This is a genomic window from Mycobacterium sp. 852002-51971_SCH5477799-a (assembly GCF_001667145.1).
Classification (GTDB): Bacteria; Actinomycetota; Actinomycetes; order Mycobacteriales; family Mycobacteriaceae; genus Mycobacterium.
On the sequence record NZ_LZIF01000075.1, the window covers coordinates 1 to 19,997 of the forward strand.

Below are 19,997 nucleotides of genomic sequence, written 5' to 3' on the forward strand. Positions count from 1 at the left end.
TCGGTCAATCCCGGCACGTATTACCAATGGCCCGTCTATGAAGGTCTGATGTGGGGCGGTGTCCTGACCGCGCTGTGCTGCATGCGCTACTTCACCGACGACCGAGGAAGGACCTTCGTCGAGCGCGGACTCGACCACGTTCGAGGCGGTCTCGTCAAACAGCAGCTCACCCGCTTCCTGGCGATCTTCGCCGCCTGCAGCGCCTTCTTCTTCGTCTTCTACAACCTGCCCGCGCAGTGGTTCGCCATGCACCAAGATCCCTGGCCCGACGACATCCTGAAGCGCTCCTACTTCCTGATGGGCATCTGCGGTGCCGACACCGACCGGCCGTGCCCCGATCCTTCGCTGCCGGTGCCCCTTTCGAATTCCGGCTACATCAATCACGAAGGTCAGCTCGTCCTACCCGGGGGCGTGAAGCTGCCGAAGAACGTTCCACTCGATCGGGGGAAGTAATTGCTTAACAGCCAACCCGCAGCCGTTCGCTCCGTTCCGGAGGCCCCCTTTTACAGGGCCGTCGGCGACGAGGTCGAGGTCTTCCGCGCAGCGGCCCGCAGAGGCCTGCCCGTCATGCTGAAAGGTCCCACCGGGTGCGGCAAAACACGGTTCGTGGAGGCGATGGCTCACCAGCTGGGCCGGGACCTGATCACCGTTGCGGGCCACGAGGACATGACGTCGGCCGATCTGGTCGGTCGTTTCTTGCTCAAGGGTGGTGAAACGGTCTGGGTGGACGGACCGTTGACCCGGGCCGTACGCGAAGGCGCCATCTTCTATCTGGACGAGGTGGTGGAGGCGCGCCAGGACACCACCGTGGTAATCCACCCGCTCGCCGATCACCGGCGGGAGCTTCCGGTCGACCGCCTCGGCACCACGTTGCGGGCGGCGCCCGGATTCCAGTTGGTGATCTCCTACAACCCCGGCTACCAAAGCGTCCTGAAAAACCTCAAAGAGTCGACCCGTCAGCGCTTCGTCGCCATCGAGCTCGGCTACCCGTCCCCCGAGGTCGAGACCGAGGTGGTGGCCTACGAAGCCGGGGTCGACACCGAGACCGCTCGTTCGTTGGTCAGGCTCGCGTCCGCCATCCGCAACCTCGACGGCTCACCGCTGCGCGAAGTGTCTTCCACTCGCATGTTGATTCTCGCCGGCGGCCTAGCGGCTGAAGGGTTGAACCTGCGCAGTGCAGTCCACGCGGCCGTCGTCCAGGTGCTTTCCGACGACGACGATGTGATCCGAGCCCTCGATGAACTCGTCAACACCGTCCTGCCCTAGACGTGACGAACCACCCTGACCGGTTCCGGCTCCTTGCCACCTACATCGCCCGCAGATCCGTCGAGATCACCGAGGCGCCCGTCGGCCAATCCGCGCACACCAACGGCCGGTTCATCTTCGTCTCGCCCGGTGCCTCCGTCGAACAGCAGCGCCGCGAGACGGTGGTCCAGGCGGCACTTCTCGGCGCGGGCAGCCTTGATCCACGGTTGGTGAAGGGCTTGCGCGCTCGGTCCAACGTGGCGCGCCGCTACCTGGCACTCGAAGGTCGGCGGGTTCTTACCGACCTAGCCCGACAGATTCCACTCGATGCCGTGCTCCTCCCGGACGGACGGCCCAGCACCACGACCGCCGATGAGTCACTCGAGGTCGCCAAGAGCCGAACCAGAATTGCCGACCCACCGGGATGGTTCGGTGTCATCAAGCCCTCTCGTTTGATGGCGGCGCCCACTGGACCGGGCGGACGGGCCACCAACAAAGACCTGCAATTGCAGTTCGACCCAATCGACATGCCCGAATCGGAGGACGACGACGACGAAGACGACGACGGCGGGAGGTCGGGGGAGAGCAAGATTCTCAAACTGTTCGAAAGTCCGCTCCTGAACAACAAGTCGATGTCGGACTACTTCCGCAAGATGTTCGGAGGTTCGCGCTCCCCTGGAGAGGGTGCCGCGGGCGCCGAGATGACGGTTCGCTCAACCCGGCGGGTGCAAGACGTCGGTCCGAATGCCCGTCCCCTGCCCACCCGGGTCCAATTCACCGATGACGGCAAGCCCGGTGCCGCGATCGGCGTGGGCGGCGCCCTACATCCGGAGTGGGATGTCTTCAACGACCGGTACAAGCCGGACTGGTGCCGGGTCATCGACTTTCCGTTGACCGTAGCCGCCGACGTCTCCGATGCCGGTGTGGCGCACGACGACCTGCTGCGGCGGCGCCTGGCTCGCGTCGGGCTCGGCCCGAAGGTCCTGCGCGGACGGGCCGACGGGGACGACCTCGACATCGAAGCGCTCATCGACCTGTTCGTCGATCTGCAATCCGGGTTTTCCCCACCCGAACACGTCTACCTGGAGCGCCGCAAACTTGCCCGTAATCTCGGCGTGCTCATTTTGATCGACGCCTCCGGGTCCGCGATCGATGCCGATGCGGACGGCCTCGCCGTGCACGACCACCAGCGACGGGCGGCCGCTACGCTGGCCGTCACACTCGAAGAGCTTGGTGACCGGGTCGCGGTCTACGCCTTCAGATCGCGGGGCCGCCATGCTGTCCATCTGCCGGTCATCAAGACCTTCGACCAAAGTTTCGGCGCCGTCGGGCGCGCTCGGCTCAACCAGCTCGAACCGTCCGGCTACACACGGCTCGGTGCCGGGATCCGAGGTGGGGGTGAAATACTCAAAACCCAGGCGGGCACCCCGAATCGGCTGCTCGTCGTCCTTTCCGATGGATTTCCCTACGACGACGGATATGAGGGCCGTTACGCCGAAGCGGACTCCAACAAGGCCCTCGAAGAACTTCGCACGGAAGGCGTTGCCTGTCTTTGCCTTTCAATCGGTGCCACCACCGCTACCGATGCGCTCGAACGCGTCTTTGGTTCTGCCGGCTACGCCAGCGCCGCAACGCTGGCCGAATTGAGCCCACGGATGGATGAGTTGTTCCTGTCTTCCCTGCGGGAACTCGCCGCGCCGAGACCTTCGCGAAGCACTGCGTGAAGATGATGCCGGATGCGATCCGAACATTCGCCGGAGCGCATGATAGGTGCTATGCCGTTATGGTGGACGTGATTCCAAGGCGGGGCGACGGGCACCAGGCTGGCAACAGCTCGACCGGCCGTCTCGATGGAAACACCGCTACCCCGGGCAGTCAACGGATCGAGGAGCCGATGAGTGACAACTCCGACAGTGGGCAATCCCGCCCACTGATCGGGTACGTCACCCACGACATCGCGCCGCCGATCAGCCCCGCGCCGATCGGCCGGACGTGGATGTCGGAGATGCGGCAAGGGTGGCCGCATCGCTGTCTGCCCATGCTGATCGCCAACCAGAGCGGCTGGGAGGTTCGCAACCGCAGCGCGTTCACCGCTACCTGGATGGGCGGCAATGACCGCACGAACCTGATGATCGCGCCCGACACCCGCGAGAGCGGTCAGTTCCTGCCGTCGAGCCACTTCGGCTACGGCATCCTGACCTGGCACCTGCCGATGCTGTTCCGCACCCCGGCGGGCTACAACCTGCTGGTCCGCGGGCCGGCCAACCGTCCGAAGGATGCCATTTCGCCGTTGGAGGGCATCGTCGAGACCGATTGGTCCAGTTCAAGTTTCAGCATGAACTGGAAGTTCACCCGCGAGTTCATGCCGGTGCGATTCGAGGTCGACGAACCGATCTGCATGATCGTGCCGCAACGCCGGGGCGAGCTCGAGGAGTTCGCTCCCGAGGTCAGGCCGATCGAATCCGACGAGGAGCTGTACGCAAAGCACGAGCACTTCCTCGGTTCGCGTGGCGCACTGGGCCGCGAGCAGGAAGCCGCGGAGAACGAGAAGGTGCCGTGGCAAGGCGATTACACGCGGGGCCGGCACAGCGACGGGGAGCCCGGCGCGAAAGATCACCAAACCCGCCGTCGGCTGCGGTCATTCGTTGCGCGTCAGCCCGAGGACACGGACTAGGACGAAATCACCTCGCGCGCAGGGCGACTCCGCGGCCCGTGATGTTTGCCACCGCGTCGGCCGCCTGCGCCGAGGGACCGGCCCACGCGATGTACCCGTCGGGGCGCACCAGCACGGCCGGCCCGCCGTCGGCCCGCTCGGCCTGCAGCATCCCCGGTGTCTCGACCGGGGCGGCGCCGTATCCGCGGATGAGGACGAAGCCGCCGCCGCGCTGCAGGTGGTAAGCCGCCCCTCGACGAGGGGGATCGCGTCGGCGCGGGTGCCGACCAGGCCGCGCCGGCCGTAACGCAACGTCGTGCCCGCGAAGCTGCCCCCGACGAAATCCAGTACTGCCGCAATCCGAAGCAGGTTGGGCACCAGCAGATTACGCAGCCAGATCGCGGTCCGCCGATGCAGCGTCGCGCCGCGCGCGATCATCCCGGACTGCAACAGCACCCGCTTGCCGATCGGGTGGCGTTCGTCCTGGTAGGTGTCCAGCAGGCCGTCGTCGGCGCCGCCGAGCACCGCGTCGAGCTTCCAGGCCAGGTTCGCGGCGTCCTGGATGCCGGTGTTCATGCCCTGGCCGCCCATGGGGGAGTGTACGTGCGCGGCGTCGCCGGCCAGGAACACCCGTCCATGCCGGTACTGTGCGACTTGCCGTTCGTCGCAATGGAATCGTGACTTCCAGCCGATCTCGATCACACCGAAGTCGCTTCCCATGGCGCGGCCCAGGACGTCGATGATCTCGTCGTCGTCGACGGGCGCGCCGTCGGGCAGCTGGTGGTCGCGGTCCCATACCAGCGCTCGGTACCACGAACCGTCCGCGTCGTGGCGGTTGTACGGGGCCAAGAACCCCAGCGCGTCACCGGTTGTGCCCACCACCAACCCGCCGCGCGAGGGGCCGTGCGCCAGCTTGACGTCGGCCAGCATGAGCGAGGTCAGCACGGTCTTGCCGGGAAAGTCGGTGCCCAGCAGCGTTCGGACGGTGCTGTGCGCGCCGTCGGCGCCGATCACGTACCGCGCCCGCCACGTCTGCCGCTGTGCGGGGTCGTCGTCGTCCTTAAGACGGGCGGTAACGGTGACGCCGTCGGCATCCTGCTCGAGCGCGATCGCCTCGACGCCGCGCCGGATCTCGGCCCCTTCGGCCACGGCGTAGCCGCGCAGTGCCGCGTCGACGTTGGTCTGCGGGGTGATCAAGACGAACGGGTAGGCCGAGTCGAGGCGGGTGAGGTCGAGGCGGGCCTTGGCGAACAGTGTCACGTCCGGTCCGCGCTGGCCTTGCGCCAGCAGGCCGTCGGCCGCGTCCCGCGCGTCGAGTAGCTCCAGCGTCCGCGGCATGACGGCGAAGGCGCGGCTGGTGGGATTCTCGGCGGACCAGCGCTCCAGCACGGTCACCGACCGTCCGGCGCGGGCCAGGTCGCCCGCGGCGGTCAGGCCCGTGGGGCCGGCTCCCACCACCAGGACGTCGACATCGCGAACAGCGGTTGCACTCATCGGATCGCTCCTTCCGGTTCGGGGTACCAGCGACGGATGTCGCCGGGGTGGCTTGGGCCGCCCGATTGAACACGAAGCGGCAGCCGGGCTGGGTGCTGTGCGCGACATTGGCGGTCCGCAGCACCTCCTTGGACGGGCCTGCGAACTGGGCGAACTCCGGCGACGAGTAGTCGATCACGTCGGGATCGAGCCCGATCTGAATGACGGTCACGGTCATGTCTGACCTCCTCGACGAACCGATTCAACAACTGTTGAAATCAACGTAAGCCCACGTGGTAGCGATGTCAACAGTTGTTGAACTAGAATTTCGGCATGCCCACCCGTGACGGCAAAGTCACCCGCGCGACGATCCTCAGTGCGGCGCGCAGCCTGTTCTCCGCCCACGGCTTCGAGCGGACCACCATCCGTTCGATCGCGGCCGAGGCCGGCGTCGATCCCGCGCTCGTGATGCACTACTTCGGTAACAAGGCCGACCTGTTCGCCGCGGTCTCGCGGCTCGACATCACCTTCCCCGACCTCATCGGCCTCGCCCCGGAACGCATCGCCGACGTACTGGTGCCGTTTTTCGTCCGGGTGTGGGACCCGGCCGGGCCCTTCCTGCCGCTGCTGCGCGCGGCCGCCACCAACCGGCCCGCCGCCGAAGCGCTACTGGAAGTGTTCGTCGAAAAGGTGGCGCCGGCCCTGACCACCCTCACTCCCGACCGCGCCGCTGAGCGGACTGCGATGGTGGGATCGCAGGTGTTGGGAATCGCCATGGCGCGCAACGTTGTCGGCGTGCCCGCGCTGGTCGCGATGGACGACGCGACGCTGACCGAATGGTTGCGCCCGGTGCTCGCCCACTACCTCACCGGCTCGGCGCCGTGATTGCGCCGGCGATCGCAGCCGGGAATCCGCGCCTAGAGTGAACGGCATGCCGCTTACCGGAGAATACGAACCGTCCCCTTTAGATTGGTCTCGCGAGCAAGCTGACAAGTACGCCGAGTCGGGGGGTGCCGAGGCCGCCGACATGAAGGGCAAGCCGATCATCCTGCTGACCACGGTCGGCGCCAAGACCGGCAAACTGCGCAAGACGCCGCTGATGCGCGTCGAACACGATGGCCGGTACGCGGTGGTCGCCTCGCTGGGCGGGGCGCCGAAGAACCCGGTCTGGTACCACAACATCAAGAAGAACCCCCGCGTCGAGCTGCAGGACGGGTCGGTCACCCGCGATTACGAAGCCCGCGAGGTCTTCGGCGAAGAGAAGGCCACCTGGTGGGAGCGGGCCGTCGAGGCGTGGCCGGACTACGCCGAATATCAGACCAAGACCGATCGCCAGATCCCGGTGTTCGTGCTGAACCCGATCGGCTGAATTCCGGAGTTGGTCGCCTGTCGTGGCACCATTGACCAGTGTCCGCCGAATTGCGTCACCCCTCGAGCGTCTCGCCGTTATCCGCGGCTGACATCGACGGCGCGGCCAAGCGGATCGCCGCGGTGGTCACGCCGACCCCGTTGCAGTTCAGCGACCGGTTGTCGGCCGTCACCGGCGCGCAGGTCTACCTCAAGCGCGAGGACCTGCAGATCGTGCGCTCTTACAAGCTGCGCGGCGCCTACAACCTGCTGGTCCAGTTGTCCGAGGAGGAGCTTGCCGCGGGGGTGGTGTGTTCGTCGGCGGGCAACCACGCGCAGGGCTTCGCCTACGCCTGCCGGATGCTGCAGGTGCACGGCCGCGTCTACGTGCCAGCCAAGACACCGATGCAGAAGCGCGACCGGATCCGCTACCACGGTGGCGACTTCATCGACCTGATCGTCGGTGGCGCCACCTACGACCTCGCGGCCGAGGCGGCGCTGAGCGACGTGCAAAGCACCGGTGCCATCCTGGTGCCGCCTTATGACGATCTGCGCACCATGGCGGGGCAGGGCACGATTGCCGCGGAAGTGCTCGACCAACTCGACGGCGAGCCTGACCTGGTGGTGGTCCCGGTGGGCGGCGGCGGCTGCATCGCCGGCATCACCACCTATCTGGCCGAGCGGACCGACAACACGTCGGTGCTGGGTGTCGAGCCGGCCGGCGCCGCGGCAATGATGGCCGCGCTGGCCGCCGGGGCGCCGGTGACGCTAACAGACGTCGACCAGTTCGTCGACGGCGCAGCGGTGCGACGGGCCGGAGACCTGACCTACGCCGCGTTGGCGGCCGCCGGCGACATGGTGTCGATCACCGCGGTAGACGAGGGAGCGGTGTGCACCGCGATGCTCGACCTCTATCAGAACGAGGGCATCATCGCCGAGCCCGCGGGGGCGCTGTCGGTCGCCGGATTGCTGGACGCCGACATCGAGCCCGGTTCGACGGTGGTCTGCCTGGTCTCGGGCGGCAACAACGATGTGTCGCGCTACGGCGAAGTGCTGGAGCGCTCGCTGGTCCACCTCGGCCTCAAGCACTACTTCCTGGTCGACTTCCCACAGGAGCCCGGCGCGCTGCGCCGCTTCCTTGACACGGTGCTCGGGCCGAACGACGACATCACCCTGTTCGAGTACGTCAAGCGCAACAACCGCGAGACCGGCGAGGCGCTGGTCGGCGTCCAGTTGGGATCCTCCGCCGACCTGGACGGCCTGCTGGCCCGGATGCGCGCGACGGAGCTGCACGTCGAGACCTTGAAACCCGGCTCGCCCGCCTACCGTTACCTGCTGTTCTAACCCACCGCCGGCAAATATGCACCAGCCGCCTGGACCCGGCGCCGGCGGTTTTGGGCTGGTCAGCGCCGGCGCCATAGCTGCGCTCGTACTGCTCGTATGGGCGGCGATTTGGGTCGCTCGGCATGGGCCGCGGTTACGGGCACTCATTAAGCGGATGTCCGAAGTTCCCGCGACCGGCGAAGCGATGACATGGGTGCGGGGGCGGATCGGTCGATTGCCGACGAGCGAGGTCGCCGGCATCGCAATGCTTCTCGGGCTCGCCGTGGTCGTGTCGTTGGCGGTCGGCTTCACCGAAGTGCTCGACGACGTGCTCGACGGCGACGGCATCGCCGGAATCGACCGGCCGATAACCTCGTGGCTTGCGGCTCACCGTGATCTCTGGCTGACCAGCACCCTGCGGGTGGTCACGCACGCGGGCGGTCCCCTGTTGCTGGCGGCATTTGCGTTTCCGATTTCCGTTGCCGCCGCCTGGCGGTGCAGGTCGTGGCGGCCGGTGGTGCTTGTTCTCGTCTGTGGCGGTGGGATCCCATTGGTGCTCTTCGCCGCCAAGGCCTTGGTAGGCCGAGAACGCCCGCCCGTGCCGTTCGCCCTGGTCGACGCGGACGGGTACTCGTTTCCCTCCGGGCACGCCACCGGCACCGCCGCGACGACGGTCATCACTGCGTGGCTGCTGACCCGGTGGCTGATCCCATGGTGGACCGGGCGAGTGGTGGTTTGGACCGTGGCGATCGCTTCGGTGTTCCTGATCGGGTTCTCGCGCGTCTATCTGGGTGTCCATTACGTCAGCGATGTGCTCGCCGGCTGGATGCTGGGCATCGCTTGGGCCGGCGCCGTCATGCTCGCCGGATTCTGGTGGGACAACGCCAGGAGGGCGGGCCCGCGACAGCCGGATCCGTGAGCACCGTCGCGGATCAGAGGCGGTGCTCGCGGAGGTACGGCGGCATAGGAGTGCCGGGATGGAGGTCGTCGGCCGGCACCGGCGTCCCGGCCGTCAGGCTTAGCGGCACCACGCCCGCCCAGTACGGCAGCGGAACGTCCTGCGGATCATCGGCCGGCGGACCGCTACGCACTTTCGCCGACACCTCGACGAGGTCGAGCGCGAGCACCCCGGTCGCGGCGAGCTCACGGGCATCGGGAGCCCTGCAGTCCTCGGCGCGCCCGGGCGCGACGTGGTCGAGCAGGCAGTGCAGCGCCTGCGACTTCTCCGCCGGATCGTCGACGACGCGCGCATCACCCACCACGACCACCGAGCGGAAGTTCACCGAATGGTGCATCGCGGACCGGGCCAGCACCAGGCCGTCGAGCAGGGTGACGGTCACGCAGACCGGCACTGACGCCCCTGATGCGCTGGCCGCCTTGGCCGCCAGCAACGGGCCGCTACCGGTCGAACCGTGCAGGTAGAGCGTTTCGTCGCGCCGGGCGTGCGTCGTGGGCAAGACCACCGGCCGACCCCCGCTCGAGTAACCCAAATGGCAGATCAGCGCCTCGTCGAGGATGGCGTGGATGGCGCGGCGGTCGTAGTGCGCGCGCTCCCGGTAGCGGGTGGGGGTAGTACGTGCCGTCGGCTGATAGGCGGTGTCCATAACATTGCCCTTTAGTTTGTCCTAGTACATAATTAGTCACGTGCCAGTACAAAACAGCATAACCGGAACGGGCGCGGAGTCCATAGCCGCCAGCATCGAAGCGGCGATCTCGGCCGGCGCCCTGGCGCCGGGCGACCCGCTCCCGCCTGTCCGCGAACTGGCCGGCCAGCTCGGCGTGAACGCCAACACCGCCGCCGCGGCCTACCGCCTGCTGCGTCACCGCGGCGCCGTCGAGACCGCGGGTCGGCGCGGCACCCGCGTGCGCCACCGCCCGGCGACCACCCCGCGCTCGCTGCTCGGGCTGGACGTCCCCGCGGGCGTGCGCGATCTGTCGACCGGCAACCCGAACCCGGACCTGCTGCCCATCGCCGGCGCGTCGCTGGCCGGTTCAGGCGCGGGCCAGCCGGTGCTCTACGGCGAGCAGGCCCTCTCGCCCGAGCTCGAGGATTTCGCCCGCCGCGCGCTGGCCGCGGACGGCATCCCCGCCGAACGCCTGGCCGTGACCAGCGGCGCGCTGGACGGCATCGAACGCGCGCTCACCGCGCATCTGCGCCCGGGCGATCGTGTCGCCGTCGAGGATCCGGGCTGGGCGAACCTGCTCGATCTCCTTGCGGCGCTGGGACTTTCGGCTGAGCCGGTGCGGGTCGACGACGACGGTCCGCTGCCCGACGATCTGGGCCGGGCGTTGGGGAGCGGGGTGCGTGCGCTGGTGCTCACCAACCGCGCGCAAAACCCCACGGGCGCCGCGCTTTCGGCGGAGCGCGCCAAATCGTTGCGCGCGCTGTTGGGTCGGCGGCCCGACGACCTGCTCGTGGTCGAAGACGATCACTGCGCGGGCATTGCCGGGGTATCGCTGCGCGCCCTGGCCGGCTGCACCGCGCATTGGGCGTTCGTGCGCTCGGCGTCCAAGGCTTACGGTCCCGATCTGCGAGTCGCCGTCCTCGCCGGCGACCAGCGGACCGTCGAGCGGGTGCACGGCCGGTTGCGGCTCGGGCCGGGTTGGGTCAGCCACCTCCTGCAGCGCCTCGCCGTCGACTTGTGGTCCGACCAGGCGGCGGTGGCGCTCGTCGCGACGGCCGAACGGCACTACGCCGCCAGACGTCAACGGCTATGCGACGCGTTGGCCGAACGCGGCCTGCCGGCGCACGGACGATCCGGGCTCAATGTGTGGGTGCCGGTTCCCGACGAGGCGGTCGCGGTTTCGCGGCTGCTGGGCGCGGGCTGGGCGGCGGCACCGGGCAGCCGGTTCCGGATGAAGACGCCCGCCGGCATCCGCATCACGATCTCCGAGCTGACTCTCGATGAGATCGATCCACTCGCCGACGCGGTCGCACGGGCGGTGCATCCCGACGGCCGGGTGATCGTGTAGCCGCAGCTCAAGCGCCCTCGTCGTCGTCGGCGGCAGCGGGCCCGGGGCCGCTCCAGAACAGCTCGACGCCGGCACTGGGCGCCGCGTCGGGGCGCACGGAGCGCCGTTTCGGCTCCGTATTCAAGCGTTGGCTCGGCCAGTGCGAACAGATTCGTCGTTGACCGGATTCAAATTGACTCATGGCGGCATCATCAGGTCTGGGCATGTGGGGCCGCCAGTCAGTTATCCACAGCCCGCTCAAGGATGGCGAACGAATGGCCTTGTAGCACAGTGCCGTCCGCGTCGACGGCCGGCTCGTCCCAGGCCAGCACCACGGTACCGCTGACCGGGACCCGCACCGGTTCGGCGCCGAGGTTGCACACGATGCGCAACCTGCCACGGGACAGGCTGATCCAGCGCTGGTCCTCGTTGTAGTCGACCGTGAGGTGGTCCAGCCACGGATCGGCCATGTCCGGGTGGTTGCGCCGCAACGCGATGAGGTCCCGATACAAGCGGTGCAGCCGGGCGTGCTCGCCGGTGTCAACCTCGTTCCAGTCCAGTTTGCAGCGCGCGAACGTCTGGGGGTCCTGCGGGTCGGGGATCTCGTCGGCGTCCCAGCCGTGTTCGGCGAACTCGGCCTTGCGCCCCTCGGCGGTGGCCTTCGCCAGCTCAGGTTCGGGGTGCGAGCTGAAGAACTGGAACGGAGTCGACGCCGCGTATTCCTCGCCCATGAAAAGCATGGCGGTATAGGGGGATCCGAGCGCGAGTGCGGCTTTGGTGGCGAGCTGGCCGCCGGTCAGGTTCTGCGACGGGCGATCCCCGAGCGCGCGGTTGCCGACCTGATCGTGCGTGCAGGTGTAGGCGACCAACCGGGTGGCCGGGATGCCGGTTTCCTCGCTGGTGTCCAGCGGCCGCCCATGGCGGCGACGCCGGAACGACGAATAGGTGGCGGCGTGGAAGAAGCCGTGGCGCAGCGTCTGCGCCAGGGTGGCCAGGCTGCCGAAGTCGCCGTAGTAGCCCTGACGCTCGCCGGAAACCGCGGTGTGGATGGCGTGATGGATGTCGTCGGCCCACTGCCCGGTCAGACCGTAGCCGCCCCGGCCGCGCGGGGTGATCAGCCGCGGGTCGTTCAGGTCGCTCTCGGCGATCAGCGACAGCGGGCGCCTCAACTGCTGTGCGAGCCAGTCCGTTTCGGTGGCGAGCTCCTCGAGGATGTGGATCGCGGTGGTGTCCACCAGGGCGTGGACGGCGTCCAGCCGCAGGCCGTCGGCGTGAAAATCGCGCATCCAGCGCAGCGCGCATCCGATGATGTAGCGGCGCACCTCGTCGGAATCGGCGTCGGCGATGTTGATGCCCTCGCCCCACGGATTGCTCGCCGACGACAGGTAGGGCCCGTAGCGCGGCAGGTAGTTGCCCGACGGGCCGAGGTGATTGAAGACCGCGTCGATCAGCACCCCCAAACCCTTGGCGTGGCAGGCGTCGACGAAGCGCACCAGTCCGTCGGGGCCGCCGTAGGGCTCGTGCACGCTGTACCACAGCACACCGTCGTATCCCCAACCATGGGTGCCGGCAAAGGAATTCACCGGCATCAGCTCGACGAAGTCGACGCCGAGATCGACCAGATAGTCGAGTTTCTCGATGGCGGCGTCGCAGGTTCCGGCCTCGGTGAACGCGCCAAGGTGCAACTCGTAGATCACCGCGCCCTCGACCGCGCGGCCGGCCCACCCGCTGTCTGTCCACGTCGCGGCGGCCGGATCCCACAATTGCGAGCGGGCGTGCACACCGTCGGGCTGGCGGGGCGAGCGCGGGTCGGGCAACACTGTGGGGTCGTCGTCGAGCAGGTAGCCGTAGCGGGCGTCCGGCGCGGTATCCACGGTCGTATGCCACCAACCGCCGGCCGACCGCTTCATGGCGTACACCTGGCCCTCGACGTCCAATTGGACCTGCGCGGGTTTGGGCGCCCAGACCCGGAATTCAGTCATGGTGGCGCTCCAGCAGAGCCACCGGCAGGTCGGCGAACAGTTGGGCGGCCGACGTGGGACCGTCGGCGATCGCCCCGGTGAGGGTGTCCTTCCAGGTTCCGTCCGGCAGCGGCAAAACCGTGTTGCCCCAGCCTGTTTCGGCCAGCCGCACGGTCCAGCGGGTCACCGCCACCACGATGTCCTCGCCGCGGCTGAAGGCCAGCACGTGATCGCTGGCGTCGCCGTCGGCGAGTAGCGGGAGGTAATCGCCGTGCAGGAAGGCGTCCGGATGCTGACGGCGCACCCGAAGTGCGGTGGTGACGACCCGGATCTTCGGATGCTCCAGGGCCAGCAGGGCGGACCGGCGGGCGGCGTAGTCCACGGCACGGCGATTGTCCGGGTCGACCAAACTGTCGTCCCACAGCTCGGTGCCCTGATACACGTCCGGGATCCCGGGCACGGTCAGCGCGAGCAGCTTCTGGGCCAGGGCGTCGCTGGCCGCATGTGGATTGAGTTGGGCGACAAGCTCGGTCAGCTGGCCGGCCACCGGGCCGTCGAGCACGGTGTCCAGCCATCGGTGCACCGCGCCCTCGAATTCGGTGTCCGGCTCGTTCCACGAGGTATGCCAGGCCGCTTCCCGGATGGCCTTCTCAGTGTAGGCGTGCAACCGCTCGCGCAGCTCGGCGGTGACTTCGCCGCTGACGGGCCATACACCGAAGATGTTCTGCCACAAAAATTGTCCGGTTGCCGAATCTGGGGAGGGTGCGTCGATCTCCCAGCGCGCGAGGAACTCGGTCCACAGCGAGGGCACCTGTGACAGCACCGAAATGCGGGCCCGCACGTCCTCGCCGCGCTTGGTGTCATGAGTGGTCAGCGCGGTCATGGTCTGCGGCCACAGCCGGGCCCGGGTGCCGGCGCTGTGATGGAATTCGGCCGCGCCGACACCGAAGCGGTGCGGCTCGCCGCCCACCTCGTTCAGCGAAACCAGCCGGGCGTCGCGGTAGAACAGGCAGTCCTCGACGGCCTTGGCGGTGACCGCCCCACAGAGCTGCTGCAGCCGGGTGGCCGGCTCCCCTCCGCGGGCCAGCGCCGCAGCCAGCACCTGCAGCGCGGGGCCCAATTGTGGTGCGGTCGACTCGGTTTCGGCCAATGCGGTGGGCAGCAGCGCGACCAGGCCGGGGTAGTCGCAGCGGTAGACGTCGATATGGGTGAGCAGCGCGGCCACCGCATCGGGCAGCAACGGGTGGTCGACGCCGGCGGCCGCCACGATGCTGCGGCGCAGGCGACGCAGCTCACTGGCCAGCGTGTCGGTGGCCGAATGGATCTTGAGGTCCACCAGCATGTCCGGCATCGCCGCGTAGTCCACGCCGGCGGATTCCACCAACTCGGTCAGCGCCGGGGCGCCGCTGGGATCCACCAGCACGCCGCCGACTTCGCGCAGCACGTCATAACCGGTGGTGCCGCCGACGGGCAGGGTGGGCTCGAGCGCCTCGTCAACGGCCAGGATCTTCTCGATCACGATCCAGGCTTGCGGGCCGGTCAGTTCGCGCAGCCACGCCAGATACCCGCACGGGTCGGACAGCCCGTCTGGGTGGTCGATGCGGATGCCGTCGACCAGCCCTTCGGAGAACCACCGGCCGACCTCGGCGTGGGTGGCGTCGAAAACCGCGCGATCCTCCTGACGCAACCCGGCCAGCGAGGTGATCGAGAAGAAGCGGCGGTAGCCGCACACGCCGTTGCGCCAGCCCACCAGCCGGTAGTGCTGACGGTCGTGCACCTCAGGGCCGCTGCCCCCCGTGGTGGTGCCGGGCGCGATCGGAAACGCCAGATCGCCCAGGCGCAGCAGGTCCCCGTCGACCCTGAGATCGGCGGCGTCGTCGTCGGACCCCAGCACCGGCAGCACGATGCGACCGTCGTCGTCGAGGTTCCAGTCAATGTCGAAAAACGTTGCATAGGGCGAAGAACGGCCGTTGCGCAGGACGTCCCACCACCACGGGTTCTGCTGGGGCACGTCGATGCCCACATGGTTGGGCACGATGTCGACGATCAGGCCCATGCCGCGCTCCCGGGCCGCCGCCGACAACCGCGCGAGGCCTTCGCGCCCGCCGAGCTCGGGGGACACCGTCGTCGGGTCAGTGACGTCGTAGCCATGGCTCGATCCCGCGGTCGCGGTCATGATCGGAGACAGGTACAGGTGCGACACCCCGAGGTCGTTCAGGTAGTCGAGCAGGTTTTCCGCGTCGGCGAAGGTGAACGCGAACCCACTGGATTCACCACGCAGTTGCAGACGGTAGGTGGCGATGACGGGTAAAGCCATGCGTCACTGCGTCTTACGCAATACCAGCAGTGAGCGCGAGGGCAGCGACACCTTGTCCTCAGCGGTCACCACCTGATCGGCTCCTTCTTTGCGGCCCGCCGGTTCGTTGGTGTCCAGTTCCACGGCCCACTCTTTCGCATAGTCGCTGTTCGGCGTCACGAACTCCACCGGCTCTTCGCCGGCGTTGAAACACAATAGGAATGAGTCGTCGACGACCTGTTCACCTCGGGCGTTGGGTGCGGTGATGGCCTCGCCGTTGAGGAACACCGCGACACACTTGTGAATGCTTTCGCCCCAGTCCTCGTGCGTCATCTCGCGGCTACTTGGATTGAGCCAGGCGATGTCACGCACCTCGTCGCCGCTGCGGATCGGTTCGCCCTCGAAGAACCGGCGCCGGCGGAACACCGGATGCCGCGTGCGCAGCGTGGTCACCCTGCGCGCGAACTCCAGCAGGTCGGCATTCTTATCGACCAAAGACCAGTCCATCCAAGACAATTCAGAGTCCTGGCAGTACACGTTGTTGTTGCCGTTCTGGGTGCGCCCGAACTCATCCCCGTGCGCGATCATCGGCGTGCCCTGGCTGAGCATCAGGGTCGCCCAGAAGTTGCGCATCTGGCGGCAGCGCAGCTCGATGATGTCGGGGTCATCGGTGGGCCCTTCGACGCCGCAGTTCCACGATCGGTTGTGGCTCTCGCCGTCCCGGTTCTCTTCCCCGTTGGCCATGTTGTGTTTCTCGTTGTAGGACACCAGGTCGTTGAGGGTGAATCCGTCGTGTGCGGTGACGAAGTTGATGCTGGCGCTCGGGCGCCGACCGGTCGCCTCGTACAGGTCCGACGACCCGGTCAGCCGGGAAGCGAACTCGCCCAGGGTTGCGGGCTCGCCCCGCCAGTAGTCGCGCACAGTATCGCGATACTTCCCGTTCCATTCGGTCCACAAACCCGGGAAATTTCCGACTTGGTAGCCGCCCTCGCCGACGTCCCACGGCTCGGCGATCAATTTGACCTGGCTGACAATCGGATCCTGCTGCACCAGATCGAAGAACGCGCTCAACCGGTCGACGTCGTGCAGTTCGCGGGCCAGCGTGGCGGCCAGGTCGAAGCGGAAACCGTCCACGTGCATCTCGGTCACCCAATAGCGAAGTGAGTCCATGATCAGCTGCAGCACGTGCGGGTGGCGTGGATTCAGGCTGTTGCCGGTGCCGGTGTAGTCCTTGTACAGCCGCAGGTCGGTGTCGACCAGCCGGTAGTACGCGGCGTTGTCGATGCCACGGAAATTGATCGTCGGCCCGAGGTGGTTGCCCTCGGCGGTGTGGTTGTAGACGACGTCGAGGATCACCTCGATGCCGGCTTCGTGGAAGCTGCGCACCATGGACTTGAACTCCGCGACGCTGGACGTGCGGTTGGCCGCGTACTGGTTGTGCGGGGCGAAATAACCGAAAGTGTTGTAGCCCCAGTAATTTCGCAGGCCGAGGTCCAGCAGCCGCGAGTCATGCATGAACTGGTGCACCGGCATGAGCTCGATGGCCGTGACCCGCAGCGAGCGGAGATGGTCGATGATCGCCGGGTGGGCCAGCCCGGCGTAGGTGCCCCGAAGTTCCTCGGGGACGCTGGGATGGGTTTGTGTCATCCCCTTGACGTGGGCTTCGTAGATGACGGTCTCGTGATACGGGGTCAGCGGTGCGCGGTCGGATCCCCAGTCGAAGAACGGGTTGCTCACCACGCTGGTCATGGTGTGGCCGAGCGAATCGACCATGGGGGGAGTGCCCGGATCGGCTCCGTCGGCGTTGGGTCCGTCCGGGTCTACCGCCTTCATGTCGTAGGAGAACAGCGCCTGGCCGAAGGTGAAGTCGCCGTGAAAAGCCTTGCCGTACGGGTCGAGCAGCAGCTTGCTGGGGTCACAGCGGTGACCGGCCGCCGGGTCGAAGGGGCCGTAGACGCGGTAGCCGTAGCGCTGGCCGGGAGTGATGTTCGGCAGATAGGCGTGCCAGACGAATCCGTCCACCTCGTCCAAGGGAATTCGCGACTCGCTGCCGTGATGGTCGATCAGGCACAACTCGACCTTCTCGGCGATTTCGGAGAACAACGAGAAATTGGTTCCCGCGCCGTCGTAGGAGGCGCCGAGCGGATACGGGTCGCCCGGCCACACGGTGGCGAGTTTGGGTTGGTGGTTACCGCCTGGTTCTGAAGCGGGACTGTTGGTTGACACGCATCGACCTTATCCGCGCGCGGTTGCGCTCACGCGCGTTGGAGGCCGGGTAGTAAGGTGGCTCACCACCAACCCGTGGCCTCGGCGATCTGGCGGCCCAATTCGGGTGCCATGGTCCGCACGTAGGTGGGGGACAGGTGGTGGGCGCCGTGATAGATCAAGATGTTTCCCTCGACCGGGCGGCACAGGTCGGCGCGGCAGATCGCGTCCGACATGTCGAGCACCTTGAGCTGGGGGAACTGTGCGACGAAATCGAGCGTCTGGTTGCGGTCGGAGAGCATGTCGGAGCGTTTGATCGCGCAGGACTGCGCGGTGCCGCCCCGTTTCGCCAGGCAGTCCGCCGGGTCGAACGGCTGACCGTTTTTGACCAGCCAGGGCGTGTCGCGCATGCCGAGAATGGGAATGTTGTTGTCGGACAACGTTTGCCAGATCCCGATATAGGTGGCAGGCATGACATCGCCGTTCTTGATATTCCACGGTCGGGTGGTGGTGGTGAAGACGTAGTCGGGCCGGTCGGTGACCAGTTTGGTCATCGTTTGTTGCACCCACTCCCGGCACTGCGGGTAGGGGGCGTTGTTGCCCATGATCAGCGGGACCTGCTCGGTCGACAGCGGGCAGCCCATCTTGAGGTACGTCACGACCTTGAAGCGGTGCAGCTTGCCCAGGATGTCCAGCGCGGGCAGCCAGTGCTCGGCATGCGACCCACCCGCCAGCGCGATGGTCCGGTCGGCCGCCACATCGCCGTAGGTGCAGGTGACCACCGCGGGATTGACGAAGTCGCTGATGCACCCGTCCCGGGTCGACACGGGCAGGTCCTGCGTGACCTCTAAGACCGTGGGCCGCATGGGCAACGCGGGCGCGCGCAGGTGTTCGGTGAGGGCACGAGCGCCCGGATAATCCTGCGGGTTGAGGACGCTGAGCTCCTTGCCGGCCGACCGCAAGACCGTGACGTGCTGGCGCCAGGTGAACGAGGTCGCGGTCAGCGTCACGCCCAGCAACACGATGGCCGATCCCAGTGCCATCGTCGGCCGGGCCAGGCGCGTGAGCCACGGAATGGTCGGCGCCGCCGCGGCCGGCTTCGAGGATGCGCGGTAGCGCAGCGGGTCCTCGACGAGCCGGTTGGTCAGATACGCCAGCACACCGGACACCAGCAGCAGCACCGCGCCTTCGACGAAGCCGGCGTGCTTATGGCCGCTGTAGGACAGCCAGAAGATCAGCAGCGGCCAGTGCCAGAGGTACAGCGCATACGCCATCGCGCCCAGCTCCACCAGCGGGCGCGTCGCCAAAATCCGGTTGGGCACCGGCAACCGACCGCCCCGCAGGTTGGCTCCGGCGAGGATCATCAGCATGGCGGCGCCGACCGGTACCAGGGCCCACGGGCCGGGGAACGCGTGCACGCCGTCGATCAGCGCCCCGCAGGACAGCACCGCGGCCAGCGCGACCGTCGCCAATACCGTCCGCAACCACATCGGCCAGCGGACGCGGGTGACCAGCGCGCCCACCAGCGCGCCCAGCAGCAGCTCCCAACCTCGCGCGAAGGTGTTGTAGTAGGCGGCCGCCTGGTCCTGCTGATGCGCGATGATCGCGTAGACGAACGAGGCCACCGTCAACGCGGACAGCGTCCCCAGGAACACGGTGCGCAACCGGGCGCCCATCCGGCGCCGGAACAGATAGGTCAAGCCGGCGATCAACACCAGGAAGCTGACGTAGAACTGGCCCTGCACCGACATCGACCAGATGTGCTGCAAGGGGCTGACGGCTTCGCCCGCCCGCAGGTAGTCGGATGCGGTGTTGGCCAGCTCCCAGTTCTGGTAGTAGCCGAGGCTGGCGAGGCTTTGATCAGCGAACGTCTCCCAGCGGGTCTCCGGTTGAACCAGGATGGTCAACACCGCGCAACCGGCCAGCACCACGACGAGGGCGGGAACGAGGCGTCGGGCCAGCCTGACCACCTCGGACGGCGGCGACAATGTCACAGCGGGATTCAGTGCGGCGCGAATCACCTTGCCGCCGAAGAAGAATCCGGACAGCGCCAGAAACACGTCCACGCCGCCCGAGACGCGGCCGAACCAGACATGGAAGACGGCGACCAGCGCGATCGCAATGCCGCGCAGGCCGTCCAGGTCGTAGCGATAAAACCCCTCGGACCCCGCTTTGTGCACCCCGGTGGCCCGCGGATCGGCGATGGCGTCCGGCGCAGGAGACGGTGGCGGGGTCTGCATGATCGACAGTCAATTTACCCAAAACCCGCCACCGGCTCCCGGCACCTCGCGGCGCGGCGGCTGCTCAGGTGGGTCGCTGAGCTTCCGCGCCGGACGGCTGGGGAACTGGTGGCGGGCGTCGGACGGTCGAGAAGGACGGCGAAATTACCTGCCGAGACCGGCGCCGGTCGGCTGCAACGGCGACTGCTGGGTCGGCAGCTGCTGCACCGGGGCCTGCTGGAACGGCGACTGCTGCAGCGGTGCCTGTTGCGCAGGTGCCTGCTGCAGCGGTGCCTGTTGCAGCGGCGCCTGCTGGGCGGGCA

General features: G+C 67.6%; 16 protein-coding genes and 1 pseudogene. 9 read left to right on the forward strand and 8 right to left on the reverse strand.

The window, feature by feature from the left end; all coding sequences use genetic code 11:
• The 4 genes from A5753_RS07980 to A5753_RS07995 form a co-directional block, all read left to right on the forward strand.
• On the forward strand, window positions 1-453 hold a 453-nt coding region (locus A5753_RS07980), incomplete at its 5' end, for a spirocyclase AveC family protein (protein ID WP_156656013.1).
• Complete coding sequence (locus A5753_RS07985; RefSeq protein ID WP_067125496.1) at window positions 454-1,266, forward strand: CbbQ/NirQ/NorQ/GpvN family protein; 813 nt, start codon at window positions 454-456, stop codon at window positions 1,264-1,266. It begins immediately after the preceding gene.
• Window positions 1,267-1,268: 2 nt separating this feature from the next.
• A complete protein-coding gene (locus A5753_RS07990; protein ID WP_067125499.1) occupies window positions 1,269-2,969 on the forward strand; it encodes a nitric oxide reductase activation protein NorD in 1,701 nt (566 codons plus the stop codon).
• 170 nt (window positions 2,970-3,139) lie between these two features.
• Window positions 3,140-3,919: a DUF6065 family protein gene (locus A5753_RS07995; protein ID WP_067125925.1), complete on the forward strand. Its 780-nt coding sequence runs from the start codon at window positions 3,140-3,142 to the stop codon at window positions 3,917-3,919.
• Between the two features lie 7 nt (window positions 3,920-3,926).
• Here the strand turns inward: A5753_RS07995 and A5753_RS25175 are convergent, their stop codons facing one another.
• Together A5753_RS25175 and A5753_RS08000 are read right to left on the reverse strand one after the other, a co-directional pair.
• Window positions 3,927-4,070 carry a hypothetical protein gene (locus A5753_RS25175; RefSeq protein WP_369829302.1) on the reverse strand — a complete coding sequence of 48 codons (144 nt, stop codon included), beginning with the start codon at window positions 4,068-4,070 and terminating at the stop codon, window positions 3,927-3,929.
• Window positions 4,071-4,408: 338 nt separating this feature from the next.
• Window positions 4,409-5,500 (reverse strand): annotated as a pseudogene (locus tag A5753_RS08000) (FAD-dependent oxidoreductase); the annotation flags it as partial.
• Between the two features lie 204 nt (window positions 5,501-5,704).
• On the opposite strand from A5753_RS08000, the gene A5753_RS08005 reads away from it, so the two are divergent.
• The 4 genes from A5753_RS08005 to A5753_RS08020 are packed head-to-tail and all read left to right on the forward strand — an operon-like array spanning window position 5,705 to window position 8,960.
• Window positions 5,705-6,256: a TetR family transcriptional regulator gene (locus A5753_RS08005; RefSeq protein ID WP_067125502.1), complete on the forward strand. Its 552-nt coding sequence runs from the start codon at window positions 5,705-5,707 to the stop codon at window positions 6,254-6,256.
• Window positions 6,257-6,302: 46 nt separating this feature from the next.
• Window positions 6,303-6,740, forward strand: a complete 438-nt coding sequence (locus A5753_RS08010) for a nitroreductase family deazaflavin-dependent oxidoreductase (protein ID WP_067125927.1) — start codon at window positions 6,303-6,305, stop codon at window positions 6,738-6,740.
• 38 nt (window positions 6,741-6,778) lie between these two features.
• On the forward strand, window positions 6,779-8,062 hold the full coding sequence (gene ilvA, locus A5753_RS08015) for a threonine ammonia-lyase (protein WP_067125505.1): 1,284 nt from the start codon (window positions 6,779-6,781) through the stop codon (window positions 8,060-8,062).
• Window positions 8,063-8,078: 16 nt separating this feature from the next.
• On the forward strand, window positions 8,079-8,960 hold the full coding sequence (locus A5753_RS08020; RefSeq protein ID WP_067125507.1) for a phosphatase PAP2 family protein: 882 nt from the start codon (window positions 8,079-8,081) through the stop codon (window positions 8,958-8,960).
• A gap of 13 nt (window positions 8,961-8,973) precedes the next feature.
• On the opposite strand, the gene A5753_RS08025 is transcribed toward A5753_RS08020, so the two are convergent.
• A complete protein-coding gene (locus A5753_RS08025) occupies window positions 8,974-9,645 on the reverse strand; it encodes a pyridoxamine 5'-phosphate oxidase family protein (RefSeq protein ID WP_067125509.1) in 672 nt (223 codons plus the stop codon).
• Window positions 9,646-9,685: 40 nt separating this feature from the next.
• Here A5753_RS08025 and A5753_RS08030 point away from each other — a divergent pair, with 40 nt between their 5' ends.
• On the forward strand, window positions 9,686-11,014 hold the full coding sequence (locus tag A5753_RS08030; RefSeq protein ID WP_067125512.1) for an aminotransferase class I/II-fold pyridoxal phosphate-dependent enzyme: 1,329 nt from the start codon (window positions 9,686-9,688) through the stop codon (window positions 11,012-11,014).
• Window positions 11,015-11,021: 7 nt separating this feature from the next.
• On the opposite strand, the gene A5753_RS24545 is transcribed toward A5753_RS08030, so the two are convergent.
• The 5 genes from A5753_RS24545 to A5753_RS08050 all read right to left on the reverse strand — a co-directional run bounded on the left by A5753_RS24545 (window position 11,022) and on the right by A5753_RS08050 (window position 19,695).
• A complete protein-coding gene (locus A5753_RS24545; protein ID WP_197694625.1) occupies window positions 11,022-11,195 on the reverse strand; it encodes a hypothetical protein in 174 nt (57 codons plus the stop codon).
• 37 nt (window positions 11,196-11,232) lie between these two features.
• Window positions 11,233-12,975 carry a malto-oligosyltrehalose trehalohydrolase gene (gene treZ, locus A5753_RS08035; protein ID WP_067125515.1) on the reverse strand — a complete coding sequence of 581 codons (1,743 nt, stop codon included), beginning with the start codon at window positions 12,973-12,975 and terminating at the stop codon, window positions 11,233-11,235.
• Entirely contained in the window at window positions 12,968-15,271 is a 2,304-nt protein-coding gene (gene treY / locus A5753_RS08040; protein WP_067125519.1) for a malto-oligosyltrehalose synthase, read from the reverse strand. Before treY ends, treZ begins: the two co-directional genes overlap by 8 nt.
• 3 nt (window positions 15,272-15,274) lie before the next feature.
• Window positions 15,275-17,476: a glycogen debranching protein GlgX gene (gene glgX, locus A5753_RS08045; RefSeq protein ID WP_067125521.1), complete on the reverse strand. Its 2,202-nt coding sequence runs from the start codon at window positions 17,474-17,476 to the stop codon at window positions 15,275-15,277.
• A 62-nt stretch (window positions 17,477-17,538) separates the two neighbouring features.
• Window positions 17,539-19,695, reverse strand: coding sequence for an acyltransferase family protein (locus A5753_RS08050; RefSeq protein WP_067125524.1), 2,157 nt, complete (start codon window positions 19,693-19,695; stop codon window positions 17,539-17,541).
• Between the last annotated feature and the right edge of the window lie 302 nt (window positions 19,696-19,997).